The sequence below is a fragment of the Streptomyces canus 299MFChir4.1 genome, from assembly GCF_000383615.1.
Taxonomy (GTDB): domain Bacteria; phylum Actinomycetota; class Actinomycetes; order Streptomycetales; family Streptomycetaceae; genus Streptomyces; species Streptomyces canus_C.
Genome location: NZ_KB911609.1, coordinates 38166 through 58983 on the forward strand (window position 1 = coordinate 38166; position 20818 = coordinate 58983).

Annotated in this window: 22 protein-coding genes, 2 pseudogenes and 1 riboswitch; of the genes and pseudogenes, 10 read left to right on the top strand and 14 right to left on the bottom strand. The window is 69.9% G+C overall.

Features of this window, described 5'->3' with window-relative positions; all coding sequences use genetic code 11:
• The first annotated feature begins 14 nt into the window (after positions 1-14).
• Complete coding sequence (locus H293_RS0136980; RefSeq protein WP_020122840.1) at positions 15-1121, top strand: GNAT family N-acetyltransferase; 1107 nt, start codon at positions 15-17, stop codon at positions 1119-1121.
• Here the strand turns inward: H293_RS0136980 and H293_RS0136985 are convergent.
• Positions 1118-1378, bottom strand: coding sequence for a DUF4031 domain-containing protein (locus H293_RS0136985; RefSeq protein WP_020122841.1), 261 nt, complete (start codon positions 1376-1378; stop codon positions 1118-1120). The genes H293_RS0136980 and H293_RS0136985 overlap by 4 nt on opposite strands.
• Positions 1375-1758 carry a hypothetical protein gene (locus H293_RS0136990; protein WP_020122842.1) on the bottom strand — a complete coding sequence of 128 codons (384 nt, stop codon included), beginning with the start codon at positions 1756-1758 and terminating at the stop codon, positions 1375-1377. Before H293_RS0136990 ends, H293_RS0136985 begins: the two co-directional genes overlap by 4 nt.
• Positions 1759-1813: 55 nt before the next feature.
• On the opposite strand from H293_RS0136990, the gene H293_RS0136995 reads away from it, so the two are divergent.
• Both H293_RS0136995 and murQ read left to right on the top strand, forming a co-directional pair.
• On the top strand, positions 1814-2701 hold the full coding sequence (locus H293_RS0136995; protein WP_078612775.1) for a MurR/RpiR family transcriptional regulator: 888 nt from the start codon (positions 1814-1816) through the stop codon (positions 2699-2701).
• Positions 2702-2750: 49 nt separating this feature from the next.
• Positions 2751-3686: an N-acetylmuramic acid 6-phosphate etherase gene (gene murQ / locus H293_RS0137000; protein ID WP_020122844.1), complete on the top strand. Its 936-nt coding sequence runs from the start codon at positions 2751-2753 to the stop codon at positions 3684-3686.
• Positions 3687-3695: 9 nt separating this feature from the next.
• Here the strand turns inward: murQ and H293_RS0137005 are convergent, their stop codons facing one another.
• From H293_RS0137005 to H293_RS0137015, 3 genes are read right to left on the bottom strand one after another with little or no spacing between them, the layout of a single operon-like run.
• Positions 3696-4334: a dihydrofolate reductase family protein gene (locus H293_RS0137005; RefSeq protein WP_020122845.1), complete on the bottom strand. Its 639-nt coding sequence runs from the start codon at positions 4332-4334 to the stop codon at positions 3696-3698.
• A 30-nt stretch (positions 4335-4364) separates the two neighbouring features.
• The gene (locus H293_RS0137010) at positions 4365-5051 is read right to left on the bottom strand and encodes a class I SAM-dependent methyltransferase (RefSeq protein WP_020122846.1); all 687 of its coding nucleotides are present in this window, start codon (positions 5049-5051) and stop codon (positions 4365-4367) included.
• Between the two features lie 8 nt (positions 5052-5059).
• Positions 5060-5452 (bottom strand): hypothetical protein, encoded by a 393-nt coding sequence (locus H293_RS0137015; RefSeq protein WP_020122847.1) that lies wholly within the window; start codon positions 5450-5452, stop codon positions 5060-5062.
• Positions 5453-5568: 116 nt separating this feature from the next.
• On the opposite strand from H293_RS0137015, the gene H293_RS0137020 reads away from it, so the two are divergent.
• From H293_RS0137020 to H293_RS53060, 4 genes and pseudogenes are all read left to right on the top strand, one after another.
• Positions 5569-6408, top strand: a complete 840-nt coding sequence (locus tag H293_RS0137020; protein WP_028808520.1) for a helix-turn-helix domain-containing protein — start codon at positions 5569-5571, stop codon at positions 6406-6408.
• Positions 6392-6592 carry a DUF397 domain-containing protein gene (locus tag H293_RS0137025; RefSeq protein ID WP_020122849.1) on the top strand — a complete coding sequence of 67 codons (201 nt, stop codon included), beginning with the start codon at positions 6392-6394 and terminating at the stop codon, positions 6590-6592. The genes H293_RS0137020 and H293_RS0137025 overlap by 17 nt, the downstream gene beginning before the upstream one ends.
• Positions 6544-7069: pseudogene (locus H293_RS53055) on the top strand (GNAT family N-acetyltransferase). Before H293_RS0137025 ends, H293_RS53055 begins: the two are co-directional and overlap by 49 nt.
• Before the next feature lie 44 nt (positions 7070-7113).
• Positions 7114-7651, top strand: a pseudogene (locus H293_RS53060) (DinB family protein).
• Between the two features lie 207 nt (positions 7652-7858).
• Here the strand turns inward: H293_RS53060 and tnpB are convergent.
• On the bottom strand, positions 7859-9316 hold the full coding sequence (tnpB, locus tag H293_RS0137040; RefSeq protein ID WP_020122852.1) for an IS607 family element RNA-guided endonuclease TnpB: 1458 nt from the start codon (positions 9314-9316) through the stop codon (positions 7859-7861).
• Positions 9313-9888, bottom strand: coding sequence for an IS607 family transposase (locus H293_RS0137045; RefSeq protein WP_033416072.1), 576 nt, complete (start codon positions 9886-9888; stop codon positions 9313-9315). The genes tnpB and H293_RS0137045 overlap by 4 nt, the downstream gene beginning before the upstream one ends.
• A gap of 455 nt (positions 9889-10343) precedes the next feature.
• Here H293_RS0137045 and H293_RS58625 point away from each other — a divergent pair, with 455 nt between their 5' ends.
• Together H293_RS58625 and H293_RS0137055 are read left to right on the top strand one after the other, a co-directional pair.
• Positions 10344-10523, top strand: a complete 180-nt coding sequence (locus H293_RS58625; RefSeq protein ID WP_158694486.1) for a hypothetical protein — start codon at positions 10344-10346, stop codon at positions 10521-10523.
• Positions 10520-11089, top strand: a complete 570-nt coding sequence (locus tag H293_RS0137055; RefSeq protein WP_020122855.1) for a hypothetical protein — start codon at positions 10520-10522, stop codon at positions 11087-11089. Before H293_RS58625 ends, H293_RS0137055 begins: the two co-directional genes overlap by 4 nt.
• An 8-nt stretch (positions 11090-11097) precedes the next feature.
• Here H293_RS0137055 and H293_RS0137060 read toward each other — a convergent pair whose 3' ends face one another.
• The 7 genes from H293_RS0137060 to thrC form a co-directional block, all read right to left on the bottom strand.
• Entirely contained in the window at positions 11098-12621 is a 1524-nt protein-coding gene (locus tag H293_RS0137060) for a carboxylesterase/lipase family protein (RefSeq protein WP_020122856.1), read from the bottom strand.
• A gap of 75 nt (positions 12622-12696) precedes the next feature.
• Positions 12697-13572 (bottom strand): metallophosphoesterase family protein, encoded by an 876-nt coding sequence (locus H293_RS0137065; protein ID WP_020122857.1) that lies wholly within the window; start codon positions 13570-13572, stop codon positions 12697-12699.
• Positions 13573-13600: 28 nt separating this feature from the next.
• On the bottom strand, positions 13601-14734 hold the full coding sequence (locus H293_RS0137070; protein WP_020122858.1) for an NADH:flavin oxidoreductase: 1134 nt from the start codon (positions 14732-14734) through the stop codon (positions 13601-13603).
• Positions 14735-15097: 363 nt separating this feature from the next.
• Positions 15098-16720, bottom strand: coding sequence for a chaperonin GroEL (groL, locus tag H293_RS0137075; RefSeq protein WP_020122859.1), 1623 nt, complete (start codon positions 16718-16720; stop codon positions 15098-15100).
• Positions 16721-17318: 598 nt separating this feature from the next.
• Positions 17319-17525 (bottom strand): cold-shock protein, encoded by a 207-nt coding sequence (locus tag H293_RS0137080; RefSeq protein WP_007382895.1) that lies wholly within the window; start codon positions 17523-17525, stop codon positions 17319-17321.
• Between the two features lie 443 nt (positions 17526-17968).
• The gene (locus H293_RS0137085) at positions 17969-18244 is read right to left on the bottom strand and encodes a MoaD/ThiS family protein (RefSeq protein WP_020122860.1); all 276 of its coding nucleotides are present in this window, start codon (positions 18242-18244) and stop codon (positions 17969-17971) included.
• A complete protein-coding gene (gene thrC / locus H293_RS0137090; RefSeq protein ID WP_020122861.1) occupies positions 18241-19521 on the bottom strand; it encodes a threonine synthase in 1281 nt (426 codons plus the stop codon). The genes H293_RS0137085 and thrC overlap by 4 nt, the downstream gene beginning before the upstream one ends.
• Before the next feature lie 17 nt (positions 19522-19538).
• Positions 19539-19697: riboswitch (SAM riboswitch) on the bottom strand.
• Positions 19698-19846: 149 nt separating this feature from the next.
• Between thrC and H293_RS0137095 the strand changes: the two genes are divergently transcribed.
• On the top strand, positions 19847-20791 hold the full coding sequence (locus H293_RS0137095; RefSeq protein ID WP_020122862.1) for a glucosyl-3-phosphoglycerate synthase: 945 nt from the start codon (positions 19847-19849) through the stop codon (positions 20789-20791).
• Positions 20792-20818 lie beyond the last annotated feature (27 nt).

Genomic DNA, 20818 nt, shown 5'->3' on the forward strand with positions numbered 1-20818 from the left:
CCCGCATGGCAGACATGGGCGGGGACTTGGGCGCGCAGCGGGTGACGGAGGCCGTCGCGGACGCGGTGGCGGTGTTGCGGACGGCGGTGGACCGGGACTGGACGGCCGTGACGCCGGCCGGGATGGAGTGGACCGTCCACGAGACGGCCTTCCACATCTGCGGCTGCCTGATCTCGTACGCCGCGAACCTGGCCGGAGGCGCCCAGGACGACTACGTCCCCTTCGACATCACGCTCGACGAGGGCACCGACAACCTGGGCCTGCTGCATGTCCTGGAGACAGGCGGCGCCCTGCTCGCCGCGGCGGTCCGCACCGCGCCCCGCGAGGCCCGCGCCTTCCACCCGCAGCCCTTCCGCAGCGCGAACCGCGTGGGCTTCGCCACGATGGGCGTAGCCGAGGTGCTGCTGCACACGTACGACATCGCCGGGGGCCTGGGCCTGGGGTACGAGCCCCCCGCCCACCTCCCCGAGTACGTCCTCACCCGGATCTTCCCCGAGGTCCAGCCGGGCCCCGACCCGTGGCGCACCCTCCTGTGGGCCACCGGCCGCGGCGACCTGCCCGGCCGCGCCCGGCGTACCCAGTGGCGCTGGAGCAACAACCTGGTCCTGCCCACCGAGCGCCTGACCCTCCAGGGCGTCACGCCCGCGTCCGCCGCCGAGCTGGCCGCGGGCGGCGACGGCGACTTCGAGTGGGTCGAGGACGGCCCCTTCGAGGGCACCCGCGAGGCCGCCGGCATGACGATCAAGGCGTACGAGGCGGGCGTGCACCGCCCGGAGTTCGGCCTCTTCGTCCTCGTACGGCGGGAGGACGGCCGCGCGATCGGCGGCATGGGCTTCCACGGCGCCCCCGACGAGGACGGCCGCGCGGAGGTCGGCTACGACCTCGCCGAGAGCGCCCGCGGCCGGGGCTACGCCACGGAGGCCCTGCTCGCCCTGAGCGACTGGGCCCTGGCCCGCGACGACGTACGCAGCCTCTGCGCCACCATCGAGCCCGACAACGCGGCCTCGCAGCGGGTCGTCGCCCGGGCCGGATTCGCCCGCGCGACCGTGGAGGAGGAACAGGCGTACGGGGAGCTGGAGACGGGGCTGCGGCTGTACGTCCTTCCCGGCGGGGCCGGTTAGCGGCCCTTCCGCCGCCGCAACCCCGCCCCCGTGAGCAGGCGGACCACCTCCCGGCTGCTCACCTCCGTCGCGCCCGCCGCGACCACGTCGGCGTAGCGGTGCGACGGGATGTCGTAGTGGTCGCGTTCGAAGGCCCGTGAGGGCACTCCCAACTTCTCGGCGAATCTGTGCAGTTCGTCGAAGGAGACGTCGCTGATCAGGTGGGACCACATGCGGCCGTGGCCCGGCCAGGCGGGTGGGTCGATGTAGACGGTCACGAGGAGGAGGTCCCGCCCATCGCGATCACGAGCGAGCCGACCGCCGCGACCTTCACGCCCGCCTGGTGGCACACCCAGTGCGGGTCGGGGCCCAGCTCGGGCTCGATCTCCAGGGCGTGCGGGTCGCCGGAGCCGCACACCGGGCACAGCGGCCAGCGGCCATGGCTCTCCAGGAGGGCGTCTTGGACGTCCTGGGCGACCAGGCCCGCGACGAACTCCGCGCCCTCCGGCCACTGCTCCACCCACCAGCGCCGCTGTACGACGGAGTCCTCGACCATCGACACCACGTCCGCGGCGGCGACCTGGCTCGCGGCCAGGTCGGCGAGTACGAGGGCGCGTGCCGTGTGCAGGGACTGCTCAAGTGGACCGATGGACACCATGGAGCCATTGTGCGGGCACTTGACCACGACTCCGAGCCGAAAATATCTTTCATACGTGACCCAGGAAGTGAAGGAAATTTTCGGCAGCGCTCTCGCCGCGAAGGTGCGCACGCTGGGTCCGTCCATGACCCGCTCCATGCACCGGGTCGCCGAGACCGTCGCGAACGACCCGGCGGGATGTGCCGCGCTCACCGTCACGGGCCTCGCGGAACGGACCGGGACGAGCGAGGCGACGGTCGTGCGGACCGCCCGCCTGCTGGGGTATCCCGGGTACCGCGACCTGCGGCTCGCCCTCGCCGGGCTGGCCGCGCAGCAGCAGTCCGGGCGGGCACCGGCCATCACCACGGACATCGCGGTGGACGATCCGATCGCGGACGTGGTCGCCAAGCTCGCCTACGACGAGCAGCAGACCCTCGCGGACACGGCGGCCGGGCTGGACACCGCGCAGTTGGGCGCGGCGGTCGCCGCGACGGCCTCGGCACGGCGGATCGACGTGTACGGGGTGGGGGCCTCCGGTCTCGTCGCGCAGGACCTCACGCAGAAGCTGCTGCGCATAGGGCTGATAGCGCAGGCCCACAGTGATCCGCACCTGGCCGTGACGAACGCGGTGCAGCTGCGGTCGGGGGACGTGGCGATCGCGATCACCCACTCGGGGGCGACCGGGGACGTCATCGAGCCGTTGCGGGTCGCGTTCGAGCACGGGGCCACTACGGTGGCCATCACCGGGCGGCCGAACGGAGCGGTGGCGCAGTACGCCGACCATGTGCTGACGACGTCCACGGCCCGGGAGAGCGAACTGCGGCCCGCGGCGATGTCGTCGCGGACGAGTCAGCTGCTGGTGGTGGACTGTCTGTTCGTGGGGGTGGCGCAGCGGACGTACGAGACGGCGGCGCCCGCGCTGGCCGCGTCCTACGAGGCGCTGGCGCATCGGCACCGCCGGTAGAGACGAGTTGCCCGGTAGCCGTCGGTCACGAAGAAAGAGCCGCTGCGCCATGACCTCCACCTCCGACCCCCGTGATCTGCAAGCCCAGTTGGAGACGCTCACCACCGAGGCCTTCCGGCCCGAGCTCGCCGACATCGACCAGTTGCCGACCCTGGACATCGCCCGGCTGATGAACGGCGAGGACGCCTCCGTGCCCGCCGCGGTCTCCCGGCAGTTGCCGGTGATCGCCGCCGCCATCGACGCGATCGCCGAGCACATGGCCCGTGGCGGCCGGCTGATCTACGCCGGGGCCGGCACCGCCGGACGCCTCGGCGTCCTGGACGCCTCCGAGTGCCCGCCGACCTTCAACACCGACCCGGCGCGGGTCGTCGGCCTGATCGCCGGCGGACCGGAAGCGCTGGTCACGTCCGTCGAGGGGGCCGAGGACTCCGCGGGCCTGGCGCGGGCCGACCTGGACGGGCTCGCGGTGACGGCCGTGGACACGGTGGTCGGGGTGTCCGCGTCGGGTCGTACCCCCTACGCCGTGGGCGCGGTGGAACACGCCCGCGCGAAAGGGGCCTTGACGGTCGGCCTGTCCTGCAACGCGGACAGCGCGCTGGCGGCCGCTGCCGACCACGGCATCGAGGTGGTCGTCGGCCCCGAACTGCTCACCGGCTCCACCCGCCTCAAGGCCGGCACCGCCCAGAAACTCGTCCTCAACATGCTGTCGACGATCACGATGATCCGTCTCGGCAAGACCTACGGAAACCTGATGGTCGACGTCCGCGCCTCCAACGAGAAGCTGCGGGCCCGCTCCCGCCGCATCGTCGCCCTCGCCACCGGCGCCGACGACGAGGAGGTCGAGCGTGCCCTGGCCGCCACGGACGGCGAGGTGAAGAACGCGATCCTGACAATCCTGGCCGACGTGGACGGCCCCACAGCGGCCCGGCTGCTGGAGGAGTCGGGGGGCCATCTGCGCGCGGCCCTGGCGGCGACGACCCGCTGAAAGGGCGTCTCAGCGGCGGACGAGCACCGCGTGGGTGACGTTCGGCGAGCTGACCAGCTCGGACACCCGGTACCCGGCGATCCCGTCGCCGAGGTCGTCGAGCAGCCGCTCCCCGCGTCCGATGAGGAGCGGCGCGATCACCAGGTGGAGCTCGTCGATCAGCCCGGCGCGCAGATACTGCCGGAGGACCGCCGCCCCGCCGCCGATCCGCACGTCCTTGCCGTCCGCGGCGTCGAAGGCGCGCTGGAGGACCGCCTCCGGCGGCTCGTCGGTGAAGTGGAAGGTGGTCCCGCCGGCCATCTCCAGTGACGGTCGCAGGTGATGGGTGTGCACGAAGACGTCGTGGTGGTACGGCGGGTTCTCACCCCACCAGCCCTGCCAGGACTCGTCCTCCCAGGGCCCGCGCTGCGGCCCGAACATGTTCCGCCCCATGATCGTGGCGCCGATGTTCTGATCACCGCGGACGAAGTACTCGACATCGGTTCCGCCCTTCCCGGCGGCCAGGTCCTCCGACGCGGAGATGAACCAGCGGTGCAGGTCGTCGCCCCACCCGACGCCGTCGCCGAAGGGGGCGTCCAGTCGCTGGTTCGGACCGGCCATGAAGCCGTCGAGGGAGATCGTCACGTTGTGTACGCGGACCTTGGGCATGGCCTTCACCTCTCGTGTGGTGTCGTGCTCTCACCCCTGCGTCGATCCGAGCCTGCCTGGATCGACATCCCCGCGCACCTTTTTCCACACGAGGGTGTGGCGCCAGAAGAGCCGCCTCCTCAGCCGGACGCCGGGGAGCACGCGACGGGCCTCGCGGACGAACTCGGTGTAGGGGACGTCGGCCGGACGGGTCGGGGCGGTCATCGCGACGGGGGCCTCGGATGCCGTCCGCCCCCTGTGCTTGATCCAACCGATGACCAGGTTGAGCGGGACGGACGCGAGGCCGAGCAGGGCCTGGACGCGGGTGTCCTCCCGCGTCAGGCCGACGATCACCAAGGTGCCTCCGGGAGCCAGTTGCTGCCTGAAGCGAAGGAGCGTCTCTGTCAGGGGGAGGTGGTGGAGTACCGCGACACAGGTGATGACGTCGTAGGGGGCGCCTTGGTCGTACGACCGCCCGTCCGCGACGGCGAAGGTGACGGGGAGCCCGGGGTCGGTGGACTCCCTCGCCTTGCCGATGATCCGTTCGTCGCTGTCGATGCCGTGGACCCGGTTCGCCCGGGTCGCCAGCAGCCGGGCGAGGTCTCCGGCACCGCAGCCGACGTCCAGGGCACGGTCGAAGCGGCTGGGCACCTGGCGCAGGATCCACGGGTGGAAGTGGGCGTTGTGGCTCCAGGGGTGGGCGTCGTTGAAGCGGGCGAGGGCGTCCAGGAGAGGCATGGCCCATTTCAACAGGGCATCCGTCCTTCTTTGTTGACCTTCCGCACCCTGGCCCGCAGCACGTCGGCCTGCGGCGCGGGCCCGGTGGACTCCGGCGGACAGTCCCACTCCCGGCCGCCGCCGAGGGGCCTGAGCTGCACTCTTCCGCCCAGGTGCCCCATCACCTCCCCCACCCGCCCGTCCCTTACGTCCACGACGTACGCCCCGACCGGCGGCCGTTCCCCGCGCAGCACCGACGCCAGCCGCTCGGCCGTGCGTACGTTGCAACGCCCCAGGTCGACCAGCGGGAACGGCTCGTCACCGGCGCCGGTGAGGGGGTCGACGGCGAGGGACGGCAGCACGACACCGACCCCGGTGAGCGCCTCCCGCAGGGACTCCAGGACTTCTTGGGTGGACCGCACGCTTTCCTCCATCGGCACGGTGGGTTGTCAATTCGCGACACAGCGTGTCCGATGGGCCTCTAACCTGGCCAGACAGGACGTCCCAACAACCTCGACTGGTGGATCGGGAGCTCGGCATGGCAGGACCGAAGGATCTGGACCCGTCGTCGTCACCGAGAGCACTGCTGGGCGCGGAGTTGCGGCACGCGCGGGAGAAGGCGGGGCTGAGTCAGGAGGAGTTGGGGCAACGACTGTTCGTGAGCGGGTCGTTCGTGGGGCAGTTGGAGGCGGGTACGCGGAGGATGCAACCGGATGTCGCGCAACAGTTGGACGAGGTACTCGGGACGGAGGACTTCTTCCAGCGGAACTGTGGGGCGGCGGCGAAGTCGAAGTACCCGGAGCACTTCGCGGAGGCGGCGGAGGCGGAGGCCGGGGCGACGGAGATCAGAGAATATGTGCAGCTCCTGATCCCCGGGCTGCTTCAGACGCCCGCGTACGCACGGGCCGTGTGCCGCGCGTATCAGCCGACAGCCAAGGAAGAGGAGATCGAAGAGTTGGTGGCAGCCCGGGTGGAGCGTGCCCGGGTCCTCGGCGATCCAACAGCGCCTCTGTTGTGGGCGGTGATTGACGAGGCGGCGCTGCGTCGCGCGGTGGGCGGGCGCGAGGTGATGGCGGAGGCACTGCGCCACCTCGCCCAGCTGGCCCGGCGCGGTCGGGCCATCGTGCAGGTGCTCCCTTTCGAGGCGGGAGCGCACGCCGCGATGGAAGGCTCCCTCAAGTTGATGGACTTCGAGGACGCACCTCCACTGGTCTACTTCGAGGGGGTCGGCACTGGGCGGCTGGAGGACGATCCGGCCATCATCAAACACCAGCGCTTCACTTACCAGCTCCTCACTGCCTACGCCCTCTCCCCGCAGAACTCCCTGGCTCTCATCGAGGCGATGGCGCAGGATTACGCCCATGAGGAACTCCCCTGAGTCCTGGCGCAAGTCCAGCTACAGCGGCGGCAGCGGCGGCAACTGCCTCGAAGTGGCCGTGGGCCACCCCACCGCCGTCCCCGTCCGCGACTCCAAGAACCCCCACGGCCCGAAGCTCGTGTTCCGGCCGGAGGCATGGTCGGCGTTCGTGGCGGCTGCCGCCCGCGACCACTGGACCGAGTAGGGCCCGGTGCTGCCTACGTCCGCATGCGCTGCGCGACCCGGCGATGATGACGGACCTCGGCGGCCCCTGCCCAGCACGGGGATGGAGGACAAGGTCCGCCGCGACGCTCAGGAGGCGGCGAGCGATCACGCCTGGCTCAAGATGATCGTCCCCGACCCGGACACCCCGGCCGTGGTCGCGGGAACGGTGACCCTCTGGTCCCACGAGCCCGTGCCCGGGACCGGTCAGGAGCCCTTCTCCGAGATCGGCTGGATGGTCCTGCCCGAATTCCAGGGCCGGGGCCTGGCCAAACGCGCCACCCGCACCCATCTGGAACAGGCCCGGGATGAAAACCGCTGGGGCGTCGTCCACGCCTTCCCCGCCACCGGCAACGGCCCCTCGAACGGCATCTGCCGCTCCCTCGGCTTCCAACTCCTCGGGGAGTTGGACAACCAGCCTGCCTCCAAGAGGTCAGGATCTGACCTACATGCCTCCTAGCGTGTGGCTTGTCGACGGAACCGGAATCCACGGAGGGCCACACCATGACCACCGCCACGAAGACCACCCTGCCCACCGGCGAGCGCGCCGACCTGCTGGGAGGCGCTGGCCAAGCAGCGGCACTTCCTGCGCTTCACCACCCGTGACCTCACCGACGAGCAGGCCGGACAGCGGACCACCGTCAGCGAACTGTGTCTCGGCGGCCTGATCAAGCACGTCACGTCGGTGGAACGGAACTGGGTGCGCTTCATTCAGGAGGGCCCGTCGTCGATGGGCGACTTCACCGCCATGACCGAGGACGACTGGGCCCGGCGGGCCGACGAGTTCCGGCTGCTGCCCGGTGAGACCCTGGCCGGGGTCCTGGCCGACTACGCCGAGACGGCCGACCGGACGGACGAACTGGTCGCCGCCCTGCCCGACCTGGACGCCGCCCATCCACTGCCCAAGGCCCCGTGGTTCGAGGCCGAGGCCCAGTGGTCGGCCCGCAGGGTGCTGCTGCACATCGTCGCCGAGACCGCCCAGCACGCGGGCCACGCCGACATCATCCGAGAGTCCCTGGACGGCGCCAAGAGCATGGGCTGACGGTCCCGAAGCTCAAGCGTCCAGCTCCGAGCCCTTTTTCAACGAATGATGGGAGGGCTCCAACTCGCCCTCGCACTCCGCGAGTTGACTTGACGCATCTGACTGACCACGAACAGTGACGATCTGCCCGCATAACGAACAGCCCGTTGCCGAGACCGTAGTCAGGTCTCAGCATTCCGGGCATTTCGGCCCGGAAGGTCCGTCACATCACCAGAGCGTCAACGGCTCGGCTTGAGTACGGTCTCTCGTTTCTGTCTGCCGCTGGTGCGGCAGGGTTGCGCCACCTGCCCGCCCCGCGCTCGCCTTGCGGCGGGGGCGGGTGGCGCGGGTCTTCTGGTCGGCTCCGCGAGGCTTCGACACCGCCGGGGCAGTGTCCTGGTCTCCGGCCACTCCGGTACCAGTTACTACGACTGCCGCGAGAGCGGCGAGATTGAGTGCGGCGTTGTCGTCCCGGTCGATGACCAGGTGGCAGGCGTCGCACTCGTAGGTCCGGATGTGCAGCGGCAGTTTGGCTTTCACCGCGCCGCACCCGGAACAGGACTTGGAGGAGGGATACCAGCGGTCGGCGACCACGAGGCGGGTGGCGTGGCGCTGGCGGGTCTTGTAGGTGAGCTGGCGGCGGATCTCGCCGAATCCGGCGTCGGCGATCCGGCGGGCAAGGCGCCGGTTGCGGAGCATCCCGGCGACGTTGAGGTCTTCGACGACGACCGTGCCGTACTCGGCCGCCACGCTGGTGGTGAACTTGTGCAGTGCGTCTTCGCGGAGGTTCGCCACGCGGTGATGCACCTTGTTGCGGGCGGCGTTGGCCTTCTCCCACCGCTTCGAGGGCTTCTGCCCGGTCCTGCGGTCGGGGCCCCGGCGGCGGGACACGATCCGGGAGGCGCGGCGCAGCTGCTTGCGTGCCCGGTCGTAGTGTCCGGGGTTGGGCACGGTGCGGATCTCGCCGGTGCTGTCGGCCATCACCGCGAGGGTCTTGATACCTAGGTCGATGCCGACCGCCACGTCCGGCCGCGCCACGCGTTGGAGGTCCCGCTCGACCTCGACCTGGAACGAGACGCACCAGCGTCCGCGCTCGTGCCGCACGGTCGCGGACAGGATCCGGGCCGTCCCGGCCTGGACGCGGGTCAGGAGCTTCACCGTGGGCTCGTGGGCACGGATCCTGCCCAGCCTCGGCAGCGTCACATGCCGACCGTCGGCCTCCACGCGGATCGTGCCGGTCGTGAACCGGCAGGACAGACGCGCCTTCCGCTTCGACTTGAACCGCGGTGCACCCATCCTGCGGCCTTTACGCTTGCCGTTCTTCGACTTGGCGTAGTTGTCGAACGCGGCCGACGCGTTCGCCAGACCGGTGGAGTATGCCTCCTTGGAGTTTTCCTCCCACCAGGAGGTGAAACGCGGGTCGGTCTGCTTGGCCTGGTTGAACGCCTTGCGCAACGCGGGCAGCGACCACGGCCGCCACTCGGTCAGGTCCTCATCAAGGACGCCGTAGGTCTCCTCCGCGCGGCGCTGCCACCACGACGCCTCGACCCAGCCGACAGCCCAGTTGTACGCAGCACGCGCGGCACCGCAGTGCGAGCGCAACGCGGCCTCCTGGGTGGCGTTCGGATCCAGGGCGAAGCGGAACGCCTGCACCACGAACCCGGGCTGCGGCTGGAACTTCTTCACCTGGCGGCCTCGCCTGTCGCCACGGCCACCGCGCGGGCCACACGGTTCTCCGCCGCCCGCTGCCCGTACAAGCGCGCACACATCCACGTCAGCACCTCGGTGATGTCCCGCACCAGGTCATCGGCGGTCTCGGCAGGGTTGAGAACCACCAGCCGCCGCCCGGACGCCGAGAGGACGGCTTCGAGGTGCTCGACGCCGAACCTGACCAGCCGGTCGCGGTGCTCAACCACGATCACCCCTGCCTGCGGGTCGGTCAGGATCCGGTGCAGCTTTCGGCGCCGCCCGTTCAATTCGGATCCCACCTCGGTGACGACCTCAGCAACGGCCAGGCCCAGCCCGTTCGCGCCGGCCACGACCCGGGCGGCCTGCCGATCCAGGTCTGCTTTCTGCTCGGCAGACGACACGCGGCAGTACGCCACCACACGCCCGGACGGCTGGACAGCGACCTCGTCGACCAGCCACGTCCCGGACGGCGCCTGGCGAACGGGGACGGGCATCTTCCCGCCCTTCACCCACCGCCACGCGGTCTGGTAGCTCACGCCCTGCTGACGGGCCCACTCTGAAAGCTTCACGAGACCAGGCTAGGTGAGATGTACGACTAGAGATGACTATGAATGACTAGAACATCAGTTGCACCTTTCACCTCCCGGAGTTGCTACTTCCCAACCGCCCCGCCGGATCCTGGAGTGCGCGGAGTGCGGAGTACCCGGGCGTCCGGACGCACTGGCCGGGGGCGTCTGCGGAGGTTGCCGGGACACACGCGCCCCTGCGCACCCCACCGCACTCCTCCCCGCCCGCGAGATCCACGCCCCCGCGAACGAGATCCGGGCCGCGATGTCCCTGAAGCGAGAAGAAGAGGCGCCCGGATGACCGCTCGGTCCGCCGCCACCACCCCTGGGCACCATGGAGGAGGCGACACCATGACCCCGAATCCGTGGTCGAACTCCCGGCACCCGTCGGCGTCACCCTGGACACCGAGAAGCTCAAGGACTACGCCGACTGACCCGCCCCAGGTAAGGATCCCCGTGTGTGTACAGTCGTGAGCGAGCCGGAAGAGCCGCAGCGCTCGCGTGACGAAGCCGACATCGCCGAAGTGCAGGTTCGTATGGCGGCTCCGGCCGGACCTGCTTTGTCCCACGACGACTTCGTGGCGCTGCTGGACCCCGAGGACCGAGACCGCCCCGAGATTCCCGGAGCCACCCCATGAACCACGCCCAGCTCACCGCCCTGGGCCGCGCCCTGCGTCTCCTCGGGGAGCACGGCGAGTCGCTCACCGGCGACACCGCCGACGCCAAGCTGCATGAGATGAAGGGCGACCTCAAGCGGGCCCTGGACCTCCTGGAGGACAGCGTCAGCGCCGCCGCGCCCACCACCCGCTGCGCCGAGCACCCGAACGGCCCGGTCGACGAGAACGCCCCCGACCTGTGTCTGCTGTGCGAGACCCGGCGCCGGGCGGCCCGGCGCGCCGAGATCAACGGGCCGTCCGCGCGTCCACGGTCCACGGAAGCCACCCCCTCCCGGTACGGGGTGCGGGAGGACCGGCCCCAGCCCCAGCAGCGCTGGCTGCCCGAGCAGTGGACCGGTCAGGAGTGGCAGCTGTGCGGGACGCCGAGGCGGGACCGGCACGAGGCCGAGCTCTACCTCAACGCCCAGCGCCGCGGCCCGCGCGCCGCGATGGCGTACCGGCTCGTCCACGAGTTCACCGACTACGAGGTGCTGCGCGTGTGGGGCACCCCGGTGCGGGTGGACATCGAGCCGCTCGGGAACCTGTAGCACCCGCACTACTTCAGCAGCGGCAGCGCCTCGAAGTCGTACCCCTCCCACAGCCGCCGCGCCACCTCCTCCGGGTACGGCCGCACCTCCGGCGTCACGTCCAGGACCTGGGTGGCGCGCCCCTCGCCGTCGTACGCCGGCCACCCCGGGTCGCCGGTCCGCGCGAACCCCGTCCACGCCGACTGGAAGAGCGAGGTCAGCGCCCTCGCCTCGTCCGGCACCCTGGTCCCCGCGAACAGCAGAATCCCGAGGTCGGCGTCGTACGTGCCGAACAGCAGCGGGATGTCCAGGCCGTGGCACGCGCCGAGCGCGCCGCCGAACGCCGGTGCGGACCAGGTCAGTTCGTACAAGTGAGCCCGTCCGCCGCCCGCGACCTGCGCCTCCGCGAGGCGCAGGGACGGGAGGTTGAACAGCCAGTCCGTCTGGACGCGTTCGCACAGTTCGGTCGGTGTGGCGTCCGGGAAGGCCTCGCGGTAGGCGCGCTGCCCGTCCGGGCCCGGCGCGAACATCCGCAGGGCCGCGGCCGCCTGCTCCTCCGTGATCTTGCCGAGCTGCTCGCCGAGGGCGAGGAAGAGCCGGTACTCGTCCCGGTTGTGCCCGACGAGCAGTTCCACGTCCCGCGCCGCGCCCGCCGCCAGCGCTTCCCAGGGGGTGCACGGCAGCACCTCGCCGTCGACGACCGGTGCGAAGGGGGTCGCGGTCGGCGCGACCTGACCCCACCGGTCGTCGTACTCGCGCATCCGTGAGCTCAACCGCTCGCCGACCGCCGGGAGTTCGCGCGGATCCACGGCCGACAGCGCGGCGGCCGTGGGAGCGAGTCCCGCCTCCTTGGCGATCTCCATCGCCATGTCCCGGGCGAGTTCGGCGGAGAACCAGGTGCCGGGCACGCTCTGCGCGATGGCCCGCCGGAACAGGCCGCGCGCGCTCGGCATCGCCAGCAGCGAGGCCACTGATCCCGCGCCCGCCGACTCCCCGAACACGGTGACCCGCCCGGGGTCCCCGCCGAACGCCGTGATGTTGTCCCGCACCCACTCCAGCGCCGCGACCTGGTCCAGCAGCCCCCGGTTCGCCGGCGCCCCCTCCAGCAGGGCGAACCCCTCTATGCCGACGCGGTAGTTGAGGGTCACGACGACCACGTCACCGGCGCGCGCGAGATGCTGGGCGTCGTAGCCGGGGCTGCCCGCGTGACCCAGCTTGTAGGCGCCGCCGTAGATCCACACCATGACTGGGCGGCGGGCCGACGGGTCCGTCGCGGGGGTCCAGACGTTGACCGTCAGCCAGTCGTCGCCGGTGGGCGTCTTGAGCGCACCCGCGCGCGCCTGGAAGGCCGACTCCTGCGGGGGCGGGGGCCCGAAGGCGTACGCCTCCCGGGTCCCCTCCCAGCTCCTGACGGGCCGCGGTGCCTGGAACCGCGCCTGGCCCACCGGCGGTTCGGCGAACGGGATTCCCCGGAAGACCACCAGTCCGTCCTCGGCGCGCCCGCGCACGGCACCGGCCGCGGTGCGCACTTCGAGACCCTCGGCTGACGTCATCGGTCGAACTCCTCACAGGTCGGGGCTGCTTCGCCTCACTCCAGCCCACGCCCCTTGCCTGAGTCAACCAAGTCGTCAGCCGAGCGCGGCGGGACCGTGCTTCTCCAGCACCTTCCGTGTCTGTTCCTCGTCCAGCTGGTACACCGTCTCGTGCGCCCGCGGGTCCCGTGCGTGGAAGGTGTGGAACATCGGGCTCGCCGGTCCGCCCAGTTCCACCAGCGAGGCCGAGGCCCCGCGCACCGCCCGCTCCGTGCCGTACGGCGTCGTCAGGTCGATTCGGTTGACCACCCCCGGCGTGACCCACACCGGCACCGACCCCAGCATCCCGAAGAGCTGGCAATGGAAGTGCCCGGTCAGCAGGACCCGTACGTCACTGCCCTCGATCGCGGACGCCAGTTCCTCGGGGTTGAGCAGTCCGAAGACCGGCTGGCTGACGGACAGGCCGAGGCTGAGGGGCGGATGATGGAAGGCGAGGACGGTTCCCCGCTCGGCCGGGGTACTCAACACGCCACGCAGCCAGTCCAGTTGGGCTGCACTGATACGGCCGTAGACCTTCCCCGGCACCAGCGAGTCCAGCGTGACGAACCGGTACCCGTCGACCGTGCTCACCGCGGCCCGCTCGGACGCTTCGGTCTGCAGCACGGTGTCGGGCCGGTCGTGCCCGCTGCCCAGCACCTTGCCGAAGGCTTCGCGCTCGTCGTGGTTGCCGGTGGTGAAGAAGACGGGAGCGCCCAGCGGCCGGGCGAACTCCCCGACGAGCCGCCGTACCGCCGCATACGCCTCCACCGCACCGTCGTCGGCGATGTCCCCGGTGACGACGACCGCGTCGACGTCCCGCAGATGCCGCAGTTCGGCGAGCATCAGCCGCAGCGAGTCGGTGGCGTTGACGCCGCTCTTTCCGGGGGCGTCGGTGCGCTCTATGTGGGTGTCCGAGAGATGGAGGATCCTCATCTCCCGGACAGTACCCCTGGGTTGACGCTCAGCTGAGGGTCTTCAGCGCGGACGCGTCGTACGGCTGCAGTTCGTCGAAGCGGCCCGCCAGCACCTTCGCGGCCCACTCGGGGTCCTGGAGCAGTGCCCGTCCGACGGCGACCATGTCGTACTCCTCGCGCTCCAAGGCGTCGAGCAGGTCGTCGATGCCCTTGACCGGGGAGCCCTCGCCCATGAAGCCGCGGAGGAAGTCGCCGTCGAGGCCGACCGAGCCGACGGTGATGGTGGTCCTGCCGGTGAGCTTCTTGGTCCAGCCGGCGAGGTTGAGGTCGGAGCCGTCGAACTCGGGGAGCCAGTAGCGGCGGGTGGAGGCGTGGAAGGCGTCGACACCGGCCGCGGCGAGCGGGGCGAGGATCGCCTCCAGCTCCTCCGGGGTCTCGGCGAGCCGCGCCTTGTAGGCCTCCTGCTTCCACTGCGAGTACCGGAAGATGACCGGGAAGTCGGCCGACACCGTCTCACGTACGGCCGCCACGATCTCCGCCGCGAACTTGGTACGGGCGGCCTGGTCACCGCCGTAGGCGTCGGTGCGGCGGTTGGTGCCCGCCCACAGGAACTGGTCGAGGAGGTAACCGTGGGCGCCGTGCAGCTCCACGCCGTCGAAGCCGATGCGCTCGGCGGCGGCCGCGGCCTCGGAGAACGCGCCGATGACGTCGTCCAGGTCGCGCTGGGTCATCGCCTTGCCGGTGGGCTCGCCGGCGCCGATCCGCAGACCGGAGGGGCCGACGGCGGGGGCGTCGGCGTAGGGTGCCTGGCCCTGCTCGCGCACCATGCCGATGTGCCACAGCTGCGGGACGATGGTGCCGCCCGCCGCGTGCACCTGCTCGGCGACCTTCGCCCAGCCCGCCAGCTGCTCCTCACCGTGGAACCGCGGGACCCTGTCGCTGTTCCCGGCCGACTCGTGGCCGACGTACGTGCCCTCGGTGACGATCAGACCCACCCCGGCGGCCGCGCGGCGGGAGTAGTACGACGCCACGTTCTCGCCGGGGACGCCGCCCGGGGAGAACATCCGGGTCATCGGCGCCATCGCGATGCGGTTCGGGACGGTCAGGCCGTTGATGTGGACCGGACGGGAGAGGATCTCGGCGGCGCGGGAGGGGGCCGAAGGGGTGGCGGGGGAGGTCACGTGAGGTACTCCTCGGTATGTGCATACGCATGGACTATGCCCCAGGAGTCAACCACTTCATCGGCCCCATGATTGCCCCCTGCCGCTGTGACTCTGGCCACGCATGGAAGAAGCCCGCCCCACGAGTGTGGGACGGGCTTCGCTCGAGCGCCGGGCAGGCCTTGCACCTGCATCTCCCCGCAGGAAGCGGGGCGTCTTTCCTTGGACCACCAACGCGTAGTCGACCGACGGGAGTTCACGTCGAGCGGCTCGTGATCAACTATAGCGCAAGAAAAGACCGGGGGCGGCCACCCCCTGTTCCCAGGAAGGACCGCCCCCGGCAAGGACGTTGATCAACCGTCAGGCCTCGCGGCCCGGAGGCGATCAGAAGTCCATGTCACCGCCCGGCATACCGCCACCGGCGGGCGCGGCGGCCTTCTCCGGCTTGTCGGCGATGACGGCCTCGGTGGTGAGGAAGAGCGCGGCGATGGAGGCGGCGTTCTGCAGGGCAGAGCGGGTCACCTTCGCCGGGTCGATGATGCCTTCGGCGATCATGTCGACGTACTCACCGGTCGCGGCGTTGAGGCCGTGGCCGACGGTGAGGTTGCGGACCTTCTCGACGACGACGCCGCCCTCGAGACCACCGTTGACGGCGATCTGCTTGAGCGGGGCCTCCAGGGCGAGCTTCACGGCGTTGGCGCCGGTCGCCTCGTCACCCTCGAGCTCCAGCTTCTCGAAGACCTGGGAGGCCTGGAGCAGGGCCACGCCACCACCGGCGACGATGCCCTCCTCGACGGCCGCCTTCGCGTTGCGAACGGCGTCCTCGATGCGGTGCTTGCGCTCCTTGAGCTCGACCTCGGTCGCGGCACCGGCCTTGATGACGGCGACGCCACCGGCGAGCTTCGCCAGGCGCTCCTGGAGCTTCTCGCGGTCGTAGTCCGAGTCGCTGTTCTCGATCTCGGCGCGGATCTGGTTGACGCGGCCGTTGACCTGGTCCGAGGAACCGGCACCGTCGACGATGGTGGTCTCGTCCTTGGTGATGACGACCTTGCGGGCGCGGCCCAGGAGGTCCAGGGTCGCGTTCTCCAGCTTGAGGCCGACCTCCTCGGAGATGACCTCGCCGCCCGTGAGGATGGCGATGTCGCCGAGCATGGCCTTGCGGCGGTCACCGAAGCCCGGGGCCTTGACGGCGACGGACTTGAAGGTGCCGCGGATCTTGTTGACGACCAGGGTCGACAGGGCCTCGCCCTCGACGTCCTCGGCGATGATCAGCAGCGGCTTGCCCGACTGCATGACCTTCTCCAGGAGCGGGAGCAGGTCCTTGACGGAGCTGATCTTGGAGTTGGCGATGAGGATGTACGGGTCGTCGAGCGACGCCTCCATCCGCTCCATGTCGGTGGCGAAGTACGCCGAGATGTAGCCCTTGTCGAAGCGCATACCCTCGGTGAGCTCCAGCTCCAGACCGAAGGTCTGGGACTCCTCGACGGTGATGACGCCTTCCTTGCCGACCTTGTCCATCGCCTCGGCGATGAGCTCGCCGATCTGGGTGTCGGCGGCGGAGATGGAGGCCGTGGAGGCGATCTGCTCCTTGGTCTCGACATCCTTGGCCTGCTCAAGGAGAGCGGCGGAGACGGCCTCGACGGCCTTCTCGATACCGCGCTTGAGGGCCATGGGGTTGGCGCCGGCGGCTACGTTGCGCAGGCCTTCCTTGACCAGGGCCTGGGCGAGAACGGTCGCGGTGGTCGTACCGTCACCGGCGACGTCGTCCGTCTTCTTGGCGACTTCCTTGACCAGCTCGGCGCCGATCTTCTCGTACGGGTCCTCGAGCTCGATCTCCTTGGCGATGGAGACACCATCGTTGGTGATCGTGGGGGCGCCCCACTTCTTCTCGAGGACGACGTTGCGGCCCTTGGGGCCGAGCGTCACCTTGACGGCGTCCGCGAGCTGGTTCATGCCGCGCTCGAGGCCGCGCCGCGCCTCCTCGTCGAACGCGATGATCTTGGCCATGTGAAGTGGTCCCTCCAGGACTGGGGGTGATTCCTTCGGACCGCGCCCGCGCCCGCGACGGACGGCTCGCCTGCCTGTGGATCCTTGCCCCACTAGGCCTGCGGGCCTCACCGACCCGGTCCATCTTTGTCACTCTCACCTTCAGAGTGCTAACGCCAATGATTAGCACTCGGCATGGTCGAGTGCAAGCGCCTCTCGGGTATCGGGCCCCGGTCCGCCGGTCAGAGCGGCAGGCAGACCACGGCCCGCAAGCCGCGTACGGCGGCAAGGGGACGGGGTGGGGGGTGTCCGCCCGCAGCGGCCGGCGTCCGTTACAGAGCCCTGATCCAGCGACCGAGCCGCCGGACCGAGGACGGATACCCCCCACCCCCACCGGGCCCGCGCAGGCCGCCGCAGGCATCAGGGGCGCGGGGAACTGCGCAAAAACGCCCGCCCCCACCGAACCCGCACCAGAAACCCCACCCGCACCCGCACAAGACCCCGCCCCACCGCCGGAGGCACATGCACATGCCGAAGGGCCCGTACCCATGACTCCCCATGGGGTACGAGCCCTTCGAAGAAGAACGAAGAACGACGCTGTTGTTACCCGGCGCGTGCTTCAGCCAGTCGCGAGACGAACCATGTCCGCCTGCGGCCCCTTCTGACCTTGCGAGATCTCGAACTCGACCCGCTGGCCCTCTTCAAGGGTGCGGTAGCCGTCCATCTGAATCGCGCTGTAGTGGACGAATACATCCGCACCACCGTCGACCGCGATGAAGCCGTACCCCTTCTCCGCGTTGAACCACTTGACGGTGCCCTGAGCCATGCCTAACTCCCCTATTACTGGCCCTTGCACGGATCCACACTTCATGGATCCGGGTCAGACCTCACCCCCCACATGGTTGGGGGCGTGCGCCGGAACGCGTCGACCGCGGCTGAATGTATCTGTCCAACTGCCGTCTGCAACAGGTCAATCGGACGAGAATTCTGGACGGAAGGGGTCCGGAATGTAGTGAGAATTCGCCCGAATTCGGGGCAAGTCGGGCCCCATAAAAGGAGCGTAAGGCGCAAAGGACCCACACACTTTGGCTACTTCTCGTCGCATCCGAAGTCGGAACTCATATGCGTCCGGCATGAAGGAAGCAGCGGGTTCCCCAACTGTACCGTGCTCAACCATAGAGAATTGCCCCCTCCGCTTCTCTCGCGGAGAGGGCAATCGGATGAACACTCGGTAATTACTGTTACCGAAGGTAATGACCAGTCATACGGTCACCCGCCGGCAACCGCCGGGATGATGGAGACTCCGGCCCCGTCGGGCGTCGCCGTCTCCAGCCCCTGCTCGAACCGCACATCGTCGTCGTTCACGTACACGTTCACGAACCGCCGCAGCTTGCCCTGGTCGTCGAGAACACGCGCGGCGATACCGGTGTGGTTCTTCTCCAGATCGGCGATGACCTCGGCGAGGGTCCCACCCTCGGCCTGCACCTCGGCCTGGCCGCCCGTGTAGGTGCGCAGGATGGTGGGGATGCGGACGTTGACGCTCATGCGAGGCCAGCCTCTCGGAAAGAGTCCAGGTTCGGACGAATCGTGGCGGTGAGCCCGGTACCGGCCACCGCGTCCAGGGTCTTGAGACCGTCGCCGGTGTTCAGCACCACCGTGGTCTTCGTCGGGTCGAGGACGCCGTTCTCGATCAGCTTGCGGGTCACACCCACGGTCACGCCACCGGCGGTCTCCGCGAAGATGCCCTCGGTCCGCGCCAGCAGCTTGATCGCGTCCACGATCTGCTCGTCGTTCACGTCCTCCACCGCACCGCCGGTACGGCGCGCGATGTCCAGCACGTACGGGCCGTCCGCCGGGTTGCCGATGGCGAGCGACTTGGCGATGGTGTCCGGCTTCTGGGGGCGGACCACGTCGTGCCCGGCCTTGTACGCCACCGACACCGGCGAGCACCCCTCGGCCTGCGCGCCGAAGATCTTGTACGGCTTGTCCTCGACGAGCCCCAGCTTGATCAGCTCCTGCAGGCCCTTGTCGATCTTCGTGAGCTGCGAGCCGGAGGCGATCGGCACGACCAGCTGGTCGGGGAGCCTCCAGCCGAGCTGCTCGCAGATCTCGTACGCCAGGGTCTTGGACCCCTCCGCGTAGTACGGCCGCAGGTTGACGTTGACGAAGCCCCAGCCCTCGCCGGCCGGGTCGCCGATCAGCTCGGAGCAGAAGCGGTTCACGTCGTCGTAGTTGCCCTCGATGCCGACGAGCTCGCCGCCGTAAATCGCGGCCATGACGACCTTGCCCTGCTCCAGGTCGTGCGGGATGAACACGCAGGAGCGGAAGCCGGCGCGGGCGGCCGCGGCACCCACCGCACCGGCCAGGTTGCCGGTGGAGGAGCAGGAGAGGGTGGTGAAGCCGAAGGCGCGCGCGGCCTCGATGGCCTGCGCGACGACACGGTCCTTGAAGGAGTGCGTCGGGTTGCCGGAGTCGTCCTTGATGTACAGGCCGCCGGTCACGCCGAGCTCGCGGGCGAGGTTGTCGGCCTTGACGAGCTGGGTCCAGCCGGGGTTGATGTTGGGCTTGTCCGCCACGTCCGCGGGGACGGGCAGCAGCGGGGCGTAGCGCCAGATGTTCGCGGGTCCCGCCTCGATCTGCTTGCGGAGCTCCTCGGTGTCGTAGGCCGAGAAGTCGTAGGCGATCTCGAGCGGGCCGAAACACTCCTCGCAGGCGAAGACCGGGCCGAGCGGGACGCGGTGACCGCATTCGCGGCAGCTCAGTGCCGCGGCGGGACCCAGGTCGACGGAGTTCGTGGTGCTTGCAACTGTCTGCGCAGCCATGGAGGCGAGGCCCTTTCTCCTCATCTTCCTCACGACGCATCTCGCCGTGAGACGGATTTGGCACCTTCCCGAGTCGGGAGCCTCGCGGAGACGATCGTCAGCGATCGCTACGAGAACCGACTGGAGGGTTGCCGGGGCTTCATCGGGCCGTATCCCTCTGCCCCTCTGGATGAGCGGTATGAAGTTGTGAACGGCGGGCCACCCAGGACATGCGATGGTCACCCGCGTTGTTCAAGACTGTAACCGAAGGCCAGGACAGTTGAGATAGTCGTCCGAACGGCGAGATGGATCACACGCAGATCACACCGCAGAGGAGCCGCGCACTGTGCTGAACGAAGTCGAGCGCTGGCTGGCCACCCGTTCCTGGTCCGCGAGCGATCGCCCACTCCACCGGATCATGGCCGCGAAGCGGAGCACGGGTCGGACCGTCAGTGTCGTCCTGCCCGCGCTCAACGAGGAGGAGACGGTCGGTGACATCGTCGCCGTGATCCGTCATGACCTCATGCAGCAGGTCCCGCTCGTCGACGAGATCGTCGTCGTCGACTCGGGATCGACCGACCGCACCTCGGAGGTCGCCGCCGCGGCCGGGGCGCGGGTCGTCCACCGCGACGACATCCTCCCGCGCATACCGGCCGTGCCCGGCAAGGGCGAGGTCCTGTGGCGCTCCCTGCTCGTCACCAGCGGGGACATCGTCTGCTTCATCGACGCCGACCTGAAGGAGTTCTCCTCGGACTTCGTCTCCGGCATCGTCGGCCCGCTGCTCACCGACCCCGAGGTCGACCTGGTCAAGGGCATGTACGACCGTCCCCTGGGCGGCGCCGCCGGGCAGGGCGGCCGGGTCACCGAGCTCATGGCGCGCCCGCTGCTGAACATGCACTGGCCGCAGCTGGCCGGTTTCGTGCAGCCGCTGGGCGGTGAGTACGCGGCCCGGCGCTCGCTGCTGGAGCAGCTTCCGTTCCCCGTCGGCTACGGCGTGGAGCTGGGCATGCTGGTCGACGCCCTGCACCTGGTCGGCCTGAACGCGCTCGCCCAGGTGGACGTCGGGGTGCGCAAGCACCGCCACCAGGACGGACAGGCCCTGGGCCGGATGTCCGCAGCGATCTACCGCACCGCGCAGCTCCGGCTGGCCCGCGGTCACATGATCCGGCCGGCCCTCACCCAGTTCGAGCGGGGCCGGGACGGCTTCGAGCCGCGTACGTACTCCGTGGACACGGAGGAGCGGCCGCCGATGGTGGAGATCGCGGAGTACGCGGAGCAGAAGGTCGCGTGACGGCCCGGGTGACGGAACGGGTGACAG